Source organism: Streptomyces sp. NPDC005435 (genome assembly GCF_040703155.1).
GTDB lineage: Bacteria > Actinomycetota > Actinomycetes > Streptomycetales > Streptomycetaceae > Streptomyces.
Map to the genome: position 1 here is coordinate 49,464 of NZ_JBEXEQ010000031.1, position 14,102 is coordinate 63,565.

Below are 14,102 nucleotides of genomic sequence, written 5' to 3' on the forward strand. Positions count from 1 at the left end.
TCAGGAGTTCTCCTTGGTGGCCTCGCCCTTGAGGGCGATGGCGTACATCTCGTCTGCGTCGAGCCGGCGCAGCTCCTCGGCGATCAGCTCCGAGGTCGGGCGGACCTTCAGCGCCAGGGTGCGCGGCGGCTGGCCCGGCAGGGTCAGCGTGGCCAGCGGGCCCTCGGGCCGGTCGATGACGATCTCGCCCTCGTCGGTGCCGAGCCGTACGGCGGTGACGACCGGGCCGCCGCTGACGACACGGTCCACCTTCACGTTCAGGCGGGCCTCCAGCCAGCGCGCGAGCAGCTCGGCGCTGGGGTTGTCCGCCTCGGCCTCGACGGCGGCCGACGTCACCTTGATCCGCGCCTGGTCGAGCGCGGCGGCGAGCATCGAGCGCCACGGGGTGAGCCGGGTCCAGGCGAGGTCGGTGTCGCCGGGCGCGTAGGTGCGGGCCCGGGTCTCCAGGACCTCCAGGGGCCGCTCGACCGCGTACAGGTCGGTGATCCGGCGCTGGGCGAGCGCGCCCAGGGAGTCCTTGGAGGGCGCCTCCGGGGCCTCCACCGGCCACCAGACGACCACGGGGGCGTCGGGGAGCAGCAGCGGCAGCACGACGGACCCGGCGTGGTCGGAGACCTCGCCGTAGGTGCGCAGTACGACGGTCTCGCCGGCGCCGGCCTCGGAGCCGACGCGGACCTCGGCGTCGAGCCGGGAGTTGGTCCGGTCGCGCAGGGTGCGCGGGTGGCGCTTGATGACGACCAGGGTGCGCGAGGGGTGCTCGTGCGAGGCTTCCTCGGCGGCCTTGATCGCGTCGTAGGCGTTCTCCTCGTCCGTGACGATGACCATCGTCAGGACCATGCCCACGGCCGGGGTGCCGATCGCTCGGCGGCCCTCCACCAGTGCCTTGTTGATCTTGCTTGCCGTGGTGTCGGTCAGGTCGATCTTCATGGCCTGCGCCAGCTCCGTCCGTCTCGTGCGAGCATCTCGTCTGCTTCCCGCGGTCCCCAGCTGCCGGAGTCGTACTGCGCCGGCTTGCCGTGGGTGTCCCAGTACTCCTCGATCGGGTCGAGGATCTTCCAGGACTCTTCCACTTCCTGGGTGCGCGGGAACAGGTTGGCGTCGCCGAGGAGCACGTCCAGGATGAGCCGCTCGTACGCCTCGGGGCTGGACTCGGTGAAGGACTCGCCGTAGGCGAAGTCCATCGAGACGTCCCGGATCTCCATGGAGGTGCCGGGCACCTTGGAGCCGAAGCGCACGGTCATGCCCTCGTCCGGCTGGACGCGGATGACGATCGCGTTCTCGCCCAGCTCCTCCGTGGCGGTGGAGTCGAAGGGGGAGTGCGGGGCGCGCTTGAAGACGATCGCGATCTCGGTGACGCGACGGCCCAGCCGCTTGCCGGTGCGCAGGTAGAACGGCACGCCCGCCCAGCGGCGGTTGTCGATCTCCAGCTTCACGGCCGCGTAGGTGTCGGTGGTCGACTCGGGGTTGATCCCGTCCTCTTCGAGGTAGCCGACGACCTTCTCGCCGCCCTGCCAGCCCGAGGCGTACTGGCCGCGCACGGTGTGCTCGCCCAGCTCGTCGGGGAGGCGGACCGACTTCAGGACCTTCAGCTTCTCGGTGAGCAGCGAGTCCGCGTCGAACGCGATCGGCTCCTCCATGGCGGTGAGCGCCATGAGCTGGAGCAGGTGGTTCTGGATGACGTCACGGGCGGCGCCGATGCCGTCGTAGTAGCCCGCGCGGCCGCCGATGCCGATGTCCTCGGCCATGGTGATCTGGACGTGGTCGACGTACGACCGGTTCCAGATGGGCTCGTACATCTGGTTGGCGAAGCGGAGCGCCAGGATGTTCTGGACGGTCTCCTTGCCGAGGTAGTGGTCGATCCGGAACACCTGGTCCGGCTCGAACACCTCGTGCACGATCGCGTTCAGCTCGTGCGCGCTGGCCAGGTCGTGGCCGAACGGCTTCTCGATGACCGCGCGACGCCAGGAGCCCTCGGGGGCATCGGCCAGGCCGTGCTTCTTGAGCTGCTGGACGACCTTGGGGAAGAACTTCGGCGGAACCGAGAGGTAGTACGCGAAGTTGCCGCCGGTGCCCCGGGAGGCGTCCAGCTCGTCGACGGCCTGCTTGAGCTGGTCGAAGGCGGTGTCGTCGTCGAAGTCGCCGGGGATGAAGCGCATCCCCTCGGCGAGCTGCTGCCACACCTCCTCGCGGAACGGCGTGCGCGCGTGCTCCTTGACGGCGTCGTGGACGACCTGTGCGAAGTCCTGGTCCTCCCAGTCGCGGCGGGCGAAGCCCACCAGGGAGAAGCCCGGCGGCAGCAGACCGCGGTTGGCGAGGTCGTAGACCGCCGGCATCAGCTTCTTGCGGGAGAGGTCACCGGTGACACCGAAGATGACCAGGCCCGACGGACCCGCGATGCGGGGCAGCCGGCGGTCGCGGGCGTCGCGCAGCGGGTTCTCCCAGTCGGCGGCCGGGGCCACCGGGACGCGCACCTGCTCGGCCGCGCGGGCGGCGGCGGGCCGCTCCTTGGCCTTGGCGCGCGTCTTGGTCCCGGCCTCGGCGGGGGCCGCCTTGGCCTCGGCCGGGGCCGGGGCCTGCGCGGCCCCGGCTTCGGCTTCGGCGGGGGCCGGCTTGGCCCCGGCTGACTTGCTTGCCATTACGCGTCCACTCCCTTGCTCTTCAGGGACTCGGTCACGGCGTCCAGCAGCTCGATCCAGGCCGCCTCGAACTTGGCGACGGCCTCGTCCTCCAGCTGCTGGACGACCTCGTCGTAGGAGATGCCCAGCTTCTCCACGGCGGCGAGGTCGGCGCGGGCCTGCTCGTAGCGGCCGGTCACCGTGTCACCGGTGATGTCGCCGTGGTCGGCGGTGGCCTTGAGCGTGCCCTCGGGCATGGTGTTGACGGTGCCGGGGGCGACCAGCTCGTCCACGTACAGGGTGTCCTTGTACGCCGGGTCCTTCACACCGGTGGAGGCCCACAGCGGACGCTGCTTGTGGGCACCCGCGGCGGCCAGCGCCTGCCAGCGGTCGGAGGAGAAGACCTCCTCGTACGCCTCGTAGGCCAGACGGGCGTTGGCGAGGGCCGCGCGGCCCTTGAGGGCCAGGGCCTCGTCGGTGCCCAGCGCGGTCAGGCGCTTGTCGATCTCGGAGTCCACGCGGGACACGAAGAAGGACGCCACGGAGTGGATCCGCGACAGGTCGATGCCGCGCTCCTTGGCCTTCTCCAGGCCGGCCAGGTAGGCGGCCATGACCTCGCGGTAGCGCTCCAGGGAGAAGATCAGGGTCACGTTGACGCTGATGCCCAGGCCGATGACCTCGGTGATGGCCGGCAGGCCCGCCTTGGTGGCCGGGATCTTGATCATCACGTTGGGGCGGTCGACCAGCCAGTTCAGCTGCTTGGCCTCGGCCACGGTGGCGACGGTGTGGTGGGCCAGACGGGGGTCGACCTCGATGGAGACCCGGCCGTCGCGGCCCTCGGTGGCGTCGTACACGCCGCGCAGGATGTCGGAGGCGTCGCGCACGTCGGCGGTCGTCATCATGCGGACGGCCTCGTCGACGGTCAGGCCGCGCACGGCCAGGTCGGTGAGCTGCTCCTCGTACCCCTCGCCCGAGCCGATGGCGGCCTGGAAGATGGAGGGGTTGGTGGTGACGCCGACGACGCCGCCGTCCGTCACCAGGGAGGCGAGGCTGCCCGAGGTGATCCGCTTGCGCGACAGGTCGTCCAGCCAGACCGAGACGCCCTCGTCGGCGAGGCGCTTGAGGGAACCGGGGGTGCTGATTGCTTCGGTCACAGTGCTCATTCTTTCTTCGTCGCGTGGATCAGGCGCGCGCGGCGGCCAGCGATTCGCGGGCCACGGCGGCGACGTTCTCGGGGGTGAAGCCGTACTCGGCGAACAGGGTCTTGGCGTCGGCGGAGGCGCCGAAGTGCTCCAGGGAGACGATGCGGCCCGCGTCACCCACATAGCGGTACCAGGTCAGGCCGATGCCGGCCTCGACGGCCACCCGGGCCTTGACGGCGGGCGGCAGGACGCTCTCGCGGTAGGCGCGGTCCTGCTGCTCGAACCACTCCACGGACGGCATGGACACCACGCGCGTACCGGTGCCCTCGGCCTCCAGGGCCTCACGGGCGGCCACGGCGAGGTGGACCTCGGAGCCGGTCGCGATGATGATCACCTCCGGGACCTCGGTCGAGGAGTCACGCAGGACGTAGCCGCCCTTGGCCGCGTCCTCGTTCGGAGCGTACGTCGGGACACCCTGGCGGGTGAGCGCGAGTCCGTGCGGGGCCGGGTCGGTGGCGTGCCTCTTCAGGATCTCGGCCCAGGCGATGGCGGTCTCGTTGGCGTCCGCCGGGCGGACGATGTTGAGGCCCGGGATCGCGCGCAGCGAGGCCAGGTGCTCGACCGGCTGGTGGGTCGGGCCGTCCTCGCCGAGGCCGATGGAGTCGTGCGTCCAGACGTACGTCACCGGCAGCTGCATCAGGGCCGACATACGGACGGCGTTGCGCATGTAGTCGGAGAACACCAGGAAGGTGCCGCCGTAGATGCGGGTGTTGCCGTGCAGGGCGATGCCGTTCATCTCGGCCGCCATGGAGAACTCGCGGATACCGAAGTGGACCGTACGGCCGTACGGGTTCGCCTCGGGCAGCGGGTTGCCCTCCGGGAGGAAGGAGCTGCTCGCGTCGATCGTGGTGTTGTTCGAGCCCGCGAGGTCGGCGGAGCCGCCCCACAGCTCGGGCAGCACGCCGCCGAGCGCCTTCAGGACCTTGCCGGAGGCGGCGCGGGTGGCGACCGAGGTGCCCTCCTCGAAGACCGGCAGGGCGTCCTGCCAGCCCTCGGGCAGCTCGCCCTTGGAGACGCGGTCGAACAGCTCGGCGCGCTCGGGTTGGGCGGTGCGCCACTCGGCGATCTTCTTGTCCCAGGCGGCGTGCGCCTCGGCACCCCGGTCCAGGGCGCGGCGGGCGTGGCGCAGGACCTCGTCGGAGACCTCGAAGGACTGCTCCGGGTCGAAGCCGAGGACGCGCTTGGTGGCCGCGATCTCCTCGGCGCCGAGGGCGGAGCCGTGGGAGGCCTCGGTGTTCTGGGCGGTCGGGGCGGGCCAGGCGATGATCGTGCGCATCGCGATGATGGACGGGCGCCCGGTCTCGGCCTTGGCGGCGGCCAGGGCCGCGTATAGCGCGGGGACGTCCACGTCGCCCTCGGCGGTGGGCTCGATGCGCTGGGTGTGCCAGCCGTAGGCCTCGTACCGCCCCAGGACGTCCTCGGAGAAGGCCGTCTCGGTGTCGCCCTCGATCGAGATGTGGTTGTCGTCGTAGAGGAAGACCAGGTTGCCGAGCTTCTGGTGGCCGGCGAGCGAGGAGGCCTCGGCGGAGACGCCCTCCTCCAGGTCGCCGTCGGAGACGATCGCCCAGATGGTGTGGTCGAAGGGCGAGGTGCCCTCGGGGGCCTCGGGGTCGAACAGGCCGCGCTCGTAGCGGGCGGCCATGGCCATGCCCACCGCGTTGGCGGCGCCCTGGCCGAGCGGTCCGGTCGTCGTCTCCACACCGGCCGTGTGCCCGTACTCCGGGTGTCCAGGCGTCTTCGAGCCCTGGGTGCGGAACGCCTTGAGGTCGTCCAGCTCCAGCTCGTAGCCCGCGAGGAAGAGCTGGGTGTAGAGCGTCAGCGAGGTGTGGCCGGGGGACAGCACGAAGCGGTCACGGCCGGTCCACTCGGGGTCCGCCGGGTCGTGCTTCATCACCTTCTGAAAGATCGTGTACGCGGCAGGCGCGAGGCTCATCGCGGTGCCGGGGTGGCCGTTGCCGACCTTCTGCACGGCGTCGGCCGCGAGAAGCCGGGCCGTGTCGACGGCGCGACGGTCGAGATCGGTCCACTCGAAGCTCTCGGGTGTCTGCGTGCTCATCTTCAAGAAGTCCTCGTTCGAAGCATGGTTTCTGATCAAACGCGTTCAAACTTAAAAGTCTGACTTTTTCTCGGAAAGGTCGGGGTGTGTCAGCCTGTGGTGAATCTGGGACAACGAACGCGTGAGAGGGACGGCGCGAAAAGAACATGGCGGACAGAACCACTCAAGCCGCTCCGGACGGCCGGCACGGCGAGGGCATCGCGACCTTCCCCTTCCCGACCGAGCTGGCGGTGGGCGGCGTCGGGATGCAGGTCGGGGCGATGGGCACCGGCCACACCTGGCACGCCGACGCGCCGCTCGACCGCGTCCACCGCATCGACTTCCACGTGGTCATGCTCTTCACCGAGGGCCCCGTACGGCACATGATCGACTTCGCCGAGTACGAGGCGGGGCCCGGCGACCTCCTGTGGATCCGCCCCGGCCAGCTCCACCGGTTCTCCCGCACGAGCGAGTACCGCGGCACGGTCCTCACCATGCAGCCGGGCTTCCTGCCCCGCGCCACCGTCGAGGCCACCAACCTCTACCGCTACGATCTGCCGCCCCTGCTGCACCCCGAACCCGCCCAGCTCGCCGCGCTCCAGGCCTCCCTGGACCAGCTGCGCCGCGAGTACGAGGACACCACCACCCTTCCGCTCAGCCTGCACACCGCCGTCCTGCGGCACAGCCTGACGGCCTTCCTGCTGCGCCTGGCCCACCTCGCGGCCAGCTCCGCCGAGGCCTCCCGGCGGCAGGCCGACACCACCTTCACGCTCTTCCGGGACGCGGTCGAGAAGGGGTTCCCCACCAACCACAGCGTCAACGCCTACGCGGACGCGCTCGGTTACTCCCGCCGCACCCTGGTCCGCGCCGTCCGCGCCGCCACCGGCCAGACCCCCAAGGGGTTCATCGACCGCCGCGTCATCCTGGAGGCCAAACGCCTCCTCGCCCACACCGACATGCCGATCGGGCGCGTGGGCGCGGCGGTCGGCTTCCCGGACGGCGCCAACTTCTCCAAGTTCTTCCATCTGCACACGGGACAGACGCCGGTGGCTTTTCGGGCGGAGCTGCGCTGAACCGGGGGGCCACGGTCCGGCTTGACCTTCACCCCGGCGTGAAGGCCGAGGCTGCCGGACATGAACCGAACGCCACACCCGTCCCGGGCACTTGCCGTGCTCACCCTCTGCTCGTTCACCCTCGGCACCGGCGAGATCATGATCGCCGGGCTGCTGCCCGCCATCGCCGCCGACGTCTCGGTCCCGCTGTCCACGGCGGGGCTGCTGGTCAGCGCGTTCGCCCTGACCGTCGTCGTCGGCGGCCCGGTCCTCGCGCTCAGCACCGGCCGGGCGCCGCGCCGGGCACTGCTCACCGCCCTGATGGGCTGTTACGTCCTCGGCAACGTGGTCTCCGCGCTGGCACCGGGGTTCGGCCTGCTCGCCGGGGGCCGGGTGCTCGCCGCCCTCGCGCACTCCGCGCTGATGCCGCTGTTCTTCCGCACCGCCGCCGACCTCGTCCCGCCGGAGCGGCGCGGCCGGGCGGTCGCCCGGGTCTCGGCCGGCTTCAGCCTGGCCATGATCGCCGGGCTGCCGCTCGGCACCGCCGTCGGGCAGTGGCTCGGCTGGCGGGCCACCTTCTGGGCCGTCGCCGCGCTCACCGCCGCGGTCACCGTGTGCGTGGCGCCGCTGGTGCCGCGCACCCCGGAACCGGCCGCCCCGGGACGGCGCCTGACGGAACTGCGGGTGCTCGGCGACCGGCGGGTGCGCGCCGTCACGGCCGTCACCGCGCTCAGCGCGGCGGCCGCCTTCACCGCGTACACCTACATCACCCCGCTGCTCACCGGCCCGGCCGGCTTCAGCCCCGCCGCCGCGACCGTGCTCCTGCTGCTGTTCGGCATCGGCGGCACGGTGGGCAGCACGGCCGGCGGACGGCTCACCGACCGCTCGGTCACCGGCGCGATCGGCTGGACCGTGGGCGCGCTCGCCGTCGCCCTGCTGCTCCTGGCCGTGACCACAGGGGCGAAGGTCCCCGCGGTGGCCGCCCTGTTCCTCTTCGGCGCCGCCTACTACGCCGTCATCCCGGCCGTGAACACCCGGCTCCTCGACGTCGCCGCCGGACGGGCCCGCACCCTCGCGCTGACCGTGCAGAGCTCGGCGTTCAACCTCGGTACGGCACTGGGCGGCTGGCTCGGCGGACGGCTGCTCGCGGCCGGGGCCGGGCTGGAGCGGCTGCCGCTCGCGGGTAGCCTGATCGCGCTCGTCGCCCTGGGGTGGGCCCTGCGGGAGGCGGCCGGAGAGCGCCGGGGCGCGGTGCGGGACCGGCCGGGCGAACGCGTCGCCTGACACCCCGGGACAGCGAACGCGTCGCCTGACATCCCGGGAAAGAGAGAAACACCATGCGCATCGGCGAACTGGCCCACGCCACCGGCACCACCACCCGCGCCCTGCGCTACTACGAGGAGCACGGCCTGCTCCGCCCCGGGCGCTCCGCCAACGGCTACCGCTCCTACGGCCCCGACGCCGTACGCGTCGTCGAGAACATCCGCCTGCTCCTGGCCTCCGGACTCACCACCGACGACCTGCTCCTGATCGAGGACTGTCTGCGCGACGAACTCGCGGGCACCCACAGCGGCGCGGAACCCGCCGCCAAGACCGCGCTGCTCGAACAGCGGCTGACCGTGGTCCAGGGGCGGATCGACGAACTGGCGCGGGTGCGGGCCGGGTTGCTCGACCGGCTGACGGAACTGGGCGCGCGGCCCGCGAACGGCTGTCGCCGGGAGGCGGACCCCCTGGCGACAGCCGCCGTACCTGCTCGCTGACAGAACTCGCCGACCGGACCCTCAGTGGGCGAAGCCGAACCAGTTCACGTTCACGAAGTCCGCCGGCTGGCCGCTCGTGAAGGTGAGGTAGACGTCGTGTTTGCCGGTCACCGAGGAGATGTTGGCCGGGACCGTGCGCCAGGTCTGCCAGCCGCCGGTGTTGCCGACGGCGAAGCTGCCGACGGGGGCGTTGCTACGGCTGTCGACGCGGACCTCGACCAGGCCGCTGACGCCGTCGGGGGCGCCGCTCGCGACGCGGGCCTTGAACTGGGTGGCCGGGGTCGAGCCGAAGTCGACGCCCTTGTACAGGGCCCAGTCGCCGTTGGAGACATAGCCGAGGTCCTGGCCGCCGCCGGTGTCCGTGGTGGACTCGGTGGTGGTGCCGGACTGGCTGTCGTAGGACTCGGCCTGGATGGTGCCGTAGGCGTCACGGCTGCCGCCGGAGGGCGGGGGAGTGGTGCCTCCGCCGCCGGCCTGGAGGACCTGGACGTAGTCCACGGTCATCGGGTGCCCCGGCTCGGTGCCGCCGTCGGGGCCGCCGCCGAAGGCGCCCGGGAAGCCGCCGCCCATCGCCACGTTGAGGATGAGGAAGTAACCGTGGCTGGTGGCGTTGGCCCAGGTGGTCGCGTCGACCTGATTCGCCTTCACCGTGTGGAAGTTGACGCCGTCGAGGTAGAAGCGGATCTCCTCGGGGCTGGTGGAGCGGTCCCACTCCATCGCGTAGGTGTGGAAGCCCGCCTGACAGGTGGTGCCGGTGCAGGAGGTCGAACCGCCGATGCCGGTGGTCTCGTTGCACGGGCCGCCCGGGCTGGTGCCGCAGTGCACGGTGGACCAGTCGGTGTTCAGACCCTGGACGTTCTCCATGATGTCCAGCTCGCCGACGCCCGGCCAGTTCCAGTAGTTGCCCCGGAACGGCGCGCCGAGCATCCAGAACGCCGGCCAGTAGCCCTTGGCGGCCGCGCCCGTGACGTTGGGCAGCTGGATACGGGCCTGCACCCGCAACTTGCCGCCCGCCGGGGGCTGGAAGTCGGTGCGCTTGGTCTCGATACGGCCCGAGGTCCAGTTCCCCGAGCCGTCGCGGCGCGGGGTGATCAGCAGATTGCCGTTGCCGTCCAGCGCGACGTTGCTGGTGCTGGAGGTCATCGTCTCGACCTCACCGGTGCCCCACCCCGCCGCTCCGCCCGGGTACGAAGTCCCGGTGTCGTACTGCCAGTCGGAGGTGTTGACGCCGGACCCCGCCGCGCCGTCGAAGTCGTCCAGGAAGACCTGGCTCCAGCCGGCGGACGGCGCGGGCGCGGAGGCGTCGGCGGGGGCGACGCCCGTCGCCGCCGCCACCGCCGCCAGGCCCAGCGTGCCGATGGCCGCGACGAGGGCACGGCGGACCGAGTACCGGCGTCCGCCGACCGCACGGGGCATGCCGGAGGTTTCGCTCATGGGGGTGCCTTCCGGGTACGGGGGGAAAGTGCTGCGGGTGCCCTTGAGAGCGCTCTCACGGTGCGGCCAATGTGCTCCGCGGCCCTGCGGGCGTCAAGACTTGTAACAAGCAAACTCCTTGCCCCGTACGGGAGTTCACCCCCTGAAGCCGCCCTTACCGGAGCAGATCGCGCCGTGCTCGCCCCGTGCGTGCCATGATCCGGGAAGGTGACCGACGGTGGCGCGCGAAGGGTACGGACGTGAGGCTGACGATTCTGGGAGGCGGCGGATTCCGCGTGCCGCTCGTGTACGGCGCGCTGCTCGGCGACCGGGGTGCGGGGCGGGTCACCGACGTCGTGCTGTACGACACGGACGCGGGGCGGCTGCGGGCCGTCACACGGGTGCTGGGGGAGCAGGCGGCGGGAGTGCCGGACGCGCCGGGCGTCATGGCCACCACCGATCTGGACGAGGCGCTGCGCGGGGCCGACTTCGTGTTCTCCGCGATCCGGGTCGGGGGCCTCAGGGGACGCGCCGAGGACGAGCGGGTCGCGCTGGCGGAGGGGGTGCTCGGGCAGGAGACGGTCGGGGCCGGGGGCATTGCGTACGGGCTGCGGACCGTGCCCGTCGCCGTCGACATCGCCCGCCGGATCGCCCGGCTCGCACCGGACGCCTGGGTCATCAACTTCACCAACCCGGCGGGGCTCGTCACCGAGGCCATGTCCCGGCACCTGGGCGACCGTGTCATCGGCATCTGCGACTCCCCGGTCGGCCTCGGCCGCCGCATCGCCCGGGTGCTCGGCGCCGATCCGCGCGAGGCGTTCGTGGACTACGTCGGCCTCAACCACCTCGGCTGGGTACGGGGGTTGCGGGTCGCGGGACGCGACGAACTCCCGCGCCTGCTCGCCGATCCGGCGCTGCTCGGCTCCTTCGAGGAGGGCCGCCTCTTCGGCACCGACTGGCTCCAGTCCCTCGGTGCGATCCCCAACGAGTACCTGCACTACTACTACTTCAACCGCGAGACCGTACGCGCCTACCAGGACGCCGAGTTGACGCGCGGCGCCTTCCTCGGCGAGCAGCAGGCCCGTTTCTACGCCGAGGCCGCCGACCCCGGCGTCTCCGCCCTCGCCGCCTGGGACCGCACCCGCGCCGAGCGCGAGGCGACGTACATGGCGGAGAACCGGGAGAGCGCCGGAGCGGGCGACCGGGAGGAAGAAGATCTGTCCGGCGGCTACGAACAGGTCGCCCTCGCCCTGATGCGGGCCATCTCCCGCGACGAGCGCACCACCCTGATCCTCGACGTCCGCAACCGCACCACCCTTTCGGCGCTGGACGAGGACGCGGTCGTCGAAGTCCCCTGCCTGGTCGGCGCCGACGGCGCCCACCCCCTCACCACCGCCCCCCTGCCCGGCCACGCCACGGGCCTGGTCTGCGCGGTCAAGGCCGTCGAACGCGAGGTCCTGGCCGCCGCCGGCACCGGCTCACGCGCGAGCGCGGTCAAGGCGTTCGCCCTGCACCCGCTGGTCGACTCGGTGAACGTGGCGCGCCGCCTGCTCGACGGCTACACGTCCGTCCATCCGGAACTGGCGTACCTGCGCTAGGGAATGTTCCTCGGATCATGTCCGGAGCCAGATGACGAGGGCTGCGGGTGTGACGGTGCGTTCGGCGGTTGGGGCAGATAGGTGCCGGGAGTCTGGCCGGTGACCCGGCGGAACGCCGCGATGAAGGCGCTGGGTTTGCGGTAGCCGACCGCTCGGGCGACGCCGCCCACCGGTATGCCGTCGGCCAGCAGGGGAATGGCGGCGCGGATGCGGACGTGCGTGCGCCAGGTGGAGAAGGTGAGCCCTGTCTCGGCGCGGAAAAGCCGGGACAGGGTGCGGACGCCGGCGTGGACGTGGTCGGCCCAGCCGACGAGTTCGCGCTGGTCGGCCGGGTGGGCGAGGAGTTGTTCGGCGACCGCGCGGGCTCGGGGGTCGGTGGGCATCGTGATGCGGATGTCATGCGCGGGCAGCGGGGCCAGCAGCTGGAACATGAGCGCCTCGGCGGCCGGACGGCTGCGGTCGTCGGGAGCGGCATCGTGCAGGTGGGTGATGATCTCGCCCAGCAGCGATCCGACGGCGAAGCAGGTGGGCTCTGTCCAGTCGAGCGGACGGCGGTCGGCGGCGAAGGTGATGGTCACCATTTCGCCCGCGTGCAGCACGGCGCCGGAGTGTTCGATGCCGCCGGGCACCCAGAGTCCGTAGCCGGGCGGAATCAGCCAGTCACGGCCGGCGACGGTCCCTGTCAGGGTCGCGGTCGAGCTCCACGTGAGCATCGGCTCCGGGTGCGCGTGCAGGTCCAGCCGTTCGTGAGCATGGGCGGTGTCCGGGTCGATGTTCAAGATCGGCGAGACCGCCGGGCGGCCACCCGTATTGGCCGGTTCGGGGTATCGATTGGCCTCCATGCGCACAACGGCCAGCCTAGCTTGGCAATGGCTGACCTGAGGAGTGTGTGCCCATGAACGATGTAGCAACCGAGGCAGAGTCGACGGAGCGGTTTTCGCCTGTGCTGCGCCGAGCGATCGGGGTGGTGATGATCGGCGCGTCGCTGTCTTTCCTGGACTCGACGATCGTCAACGTCGCCGTGCACCGCCTCTCGGTCGGCTTGCACGCCGGCCTGGGGACTGTGCAGTGGGTGGTGACCGCCTACCTCCTCGCGCTCGCAGCGGTCATCCCCTTCACCGGCTGGGCAGCCCGCCGGTTCGGCGCCACCCGGCTGTACTGCGCCGCACTGGTGGTGTTCACCATCGGATCGGTGCTGTGCGCGTGCTCGACGAGCGTGGGGATGCTGATCGCCTCCCGCGCGTTGCAGGGCATCGGCGGTGGCGCGATCATGCCGGCCGGCACGGTCATCTGGACCGCGCGGTCCTCCAAGGCGCAGATGGGGCGGGTCATGGCCTTCATCGCGATCCCGCTCATCCTCGCCCCGGCGCTCGGGCCCGCCCTCGGCGGCCTGCTCATCCAGGGCATCGGCTGGCAGGCGATCTTCTGGCTCAACGTCCCCATCGGCATCGCCGGTGTCCTGCTCGCCCTGTGGCTCCTGCCCCGGGAGAAGGGAGGCGACGGGGGGCGGCTGGACATCGCCGGGCTGACCCTTGCCTCACTCGGGGTCGTCGGCATCACCTACGGTCTGGCGCGACTCGGTGCCGCGGCCGGGCTCGACACCGCCTCCACCATCGCGCTCCTGGCCGGACCGGCCTCCCTGGCCGGCTTCGTCACGCATGCCCTGCGGGCGAAGCAGCCGCTGCTCGACGTCCGGCTGTACACGAACAGGGCGTTCACCGCCGCGTCCATCGCGACGTTCGCACTCGGCGCCGCGAACTACGGCGGGATGATCCTCATGCCCCTCTACCTCCAGACCGTCCGCGGCGAAGGCGTGATCATCGCCGGGCTCCTGGTCGCACCGACCGCGGTGGGCGCGCTGATCGCCGCGCCCTTCACCGACCGGTATGGCGCCGGGATCACCGCTTTCACAGGCGCCGCCGTCCTGGCGCTCTCGACCATCCCCTTCGTGTTCCTGACCGCCACCACGTCCTACTGGCTGCTCTGTATCGTGATGATCATGCGAGGCGTCGGATTCGGCCTGTCGATCATCCCGGCGATGACCGCCGCCTATCAGGCCCTGCCGGCGCACAAGATCCCCGACGCCACCCCGCAGCTCAACGTCCTCCAGCGCGTCGGCGGCGCGATCGGCACCGCCGTACTCACCGTCGTCCTCACCCGCCGGCTCAGCGACAGTCCCACGCCCGCCGGGCAGGCCGACGGATACGCCACCGCTTTCTGGTGGGTCCTGGCGATCACGATCGCCGCCGCCGTCCCGGCTCTCCTGCTCGCCCACACCGAACAAGCCGATCCGGCGAGAACCGAGGTTCCCGAGACGGCCGGCCCACCGGCTCCCTAGGGGGTGTCTCGTCGATCAGGCCGGGCTCGCGACGCCTGGCACCGCACCTCGCCGCGTTGTCGTCGGTCGCCGATGCTCCGCATCGACTC

At 71.6% G+C, this 14,102-nt stretch carries 11 protein-coding genes; 5 read left to right on the top strand and 6 right to left on the bottom strand.

All coding sequences use genetic code 11. The features are described 5' to 3' along the window. From opcA to tkt, 4 genes are read right to left on the bottom strand one after another with little or no spacing between them, the layout of a single operon-like run. A complete protein-coding gene (gene opcA / locus AB0898_RS29660) occupies nucleotides 1–927 on the bottom strand; it encodes a glucose-6-phosphate dehydrogenase assembly protein OpcA (protein ID WP_366806115.1) in 927 nt (308 codons plus the stop codon). Then, nucleotides 924–2,636, bottom strand: coding sequence for a glucose-6-phosphate dehydrogenase (zwf, locus tag AB0898_RS29665; RefSeq protein WP_366806116.1), 1,713 nt, complete (start codon nucleotides 2,634–2,636; stop codon nucleotides 924–926). The genes opcA and zwf overlap by 4 nt, the downstream gene beginning before the upstream one ends. Continuing rightward, nucleotides 2,636–3,778 (bottom strand): transaldolase, encoded by a 1,143-nt coding sequence (tal, locus tag AB0898_RS29670; protein ID WP_366806117.1) that lies wholly within the window; start codon nucleotides 3,776–3,778, stop codon nucleotides 2,636–2,638. The genes zwf and tal overlap by 1 nt, the downstream gene beginning before the upstream one ends. Before the next feature lie 19 nt (nucleotides 3,779–3,797). Beyond that, complete coding sequence (gene tkt, locus AB0898_RS29675) at nucleotides 3,798–5,873, bottom strand: transketolase (protein WP_366806118.1); 2,076 nt, start codon at nucleotides 5,871–5,873, stop codon at nucleotides 3,798–3,800. Nucleotides 5,874–6,019: 146 nt separating this feature from the next. Between tkt and AB0898_RS29680 the strand changes: the two genes are divergently transcribed. The 3 genes from AB0898_RS29680 to AB0898_RS29690 are packed head-to-tail and all read left to right on the top strand — an operon-like array spanning nucleotide 6,020 to nucleotide 8,664. Beyond that, nucleotides 6,020–6,925 (top strand): AraC family transcriptional regulator, encoded by a 906-nt coding sequence (locus AB0898_RS29680; protein ID WP_366806119.1) that lies wholly within the window; start codon nucleotides 6,020–6,022, stop codon nucleotides 6,923–6,925. A gap of 60 nt (nucleotides 6,926–6,985) precedes the next feature. Continuing rightward, nucleotides 6,986–8,188, top strand: coding sequence for an MFS transporter (locus AB0898_RS29685; protein ID WP_366806120.1), 1,203 nt, complete (start codon nucleotides 6,986–6,988; stop codon nucleotides 8,186–8,188). A gap of 53 nt (nucleotides 8,189–8,241) precedes the next feature. Beyond that, a complete protein-coding gene (locus AB0898_RS29690; protein ID WP_366806121.1) occupies nucleotides 8,242–8,664 on the top strand; it encodes a MerR family transcriptional regulator in 423 nt (140 codons plus the stop codon). Between the two features lie 21 nt (nucleotides 8,665–8,685). Here the strand turns inward: AB0898_RS29690 and AB0898_RS29695 are convergent, their stop codons facing one another. Next, nucleotides 8,686–10,098, bottom strand: coding sequence for a glycoside hydrolase family 16 protein (locus AB0898_RS29695; RefSeq protein ID WP_366806123.1), 1,413 nt, complete (start codon nucleotides 10,096–10,098; stop codon nucleotides 8,686–8,688). Nucleotides 10,099–10,337: 239 nt separating this feature from the next. On the opposite strand from AB0898_RS29695, the gene AB0898_RS29700 reads away from it, so the two are divergent. After that, on the top strand, nucleotides 10,338–11,675 hold the full coding sequence (locus AB0898_RS29700; RefSeq protein WP_366806124.1) for a 6-phospho-beta-glucosidase: 1,338 nt from the start codon (nucleotides 10,338–10,340) through the stop codon (nucleotides 11,673–11,675). On the opposite strand, the gene AB0898_RS29705 is transcribed toward AB0898_RS29700, so the two are convergent. Next, complete coding sequence (locus AB0898_RS29705) at nucleotides 11,672–12,517, bottom strand: AraC family transcriptional regulator (protein WP_366806125.1); 846 nt, start codon at nucleotides 12,515–12,517, stop codon at nucleotides 11,672–11,674. The two genes, AB0898_RS29700 and AB0898_RS29705, sit on opposite strands and share 4 nt — an antisense overlap. 53 nt (nucleotides 12,518–12,570) lie before the next feature. On the opposite strand from AB0898_RS29705, the gene AB0898_RS29710 reads away from it, so the two are divergent. After that, nucleotides 12,571–14,013, top strand: a complete 1,443-nt coding sequence (locus tag AB0898_RS29710; protein ID WP_366806126.1) for an MDR family MFS transporter — start codon at nucleotides 12,571–12,573, stop codon at nucleotides 14,011–14,013. The last annotated feature ends 89 nt before the right edge of the window (nucleotides 14,014–14,102 follow it).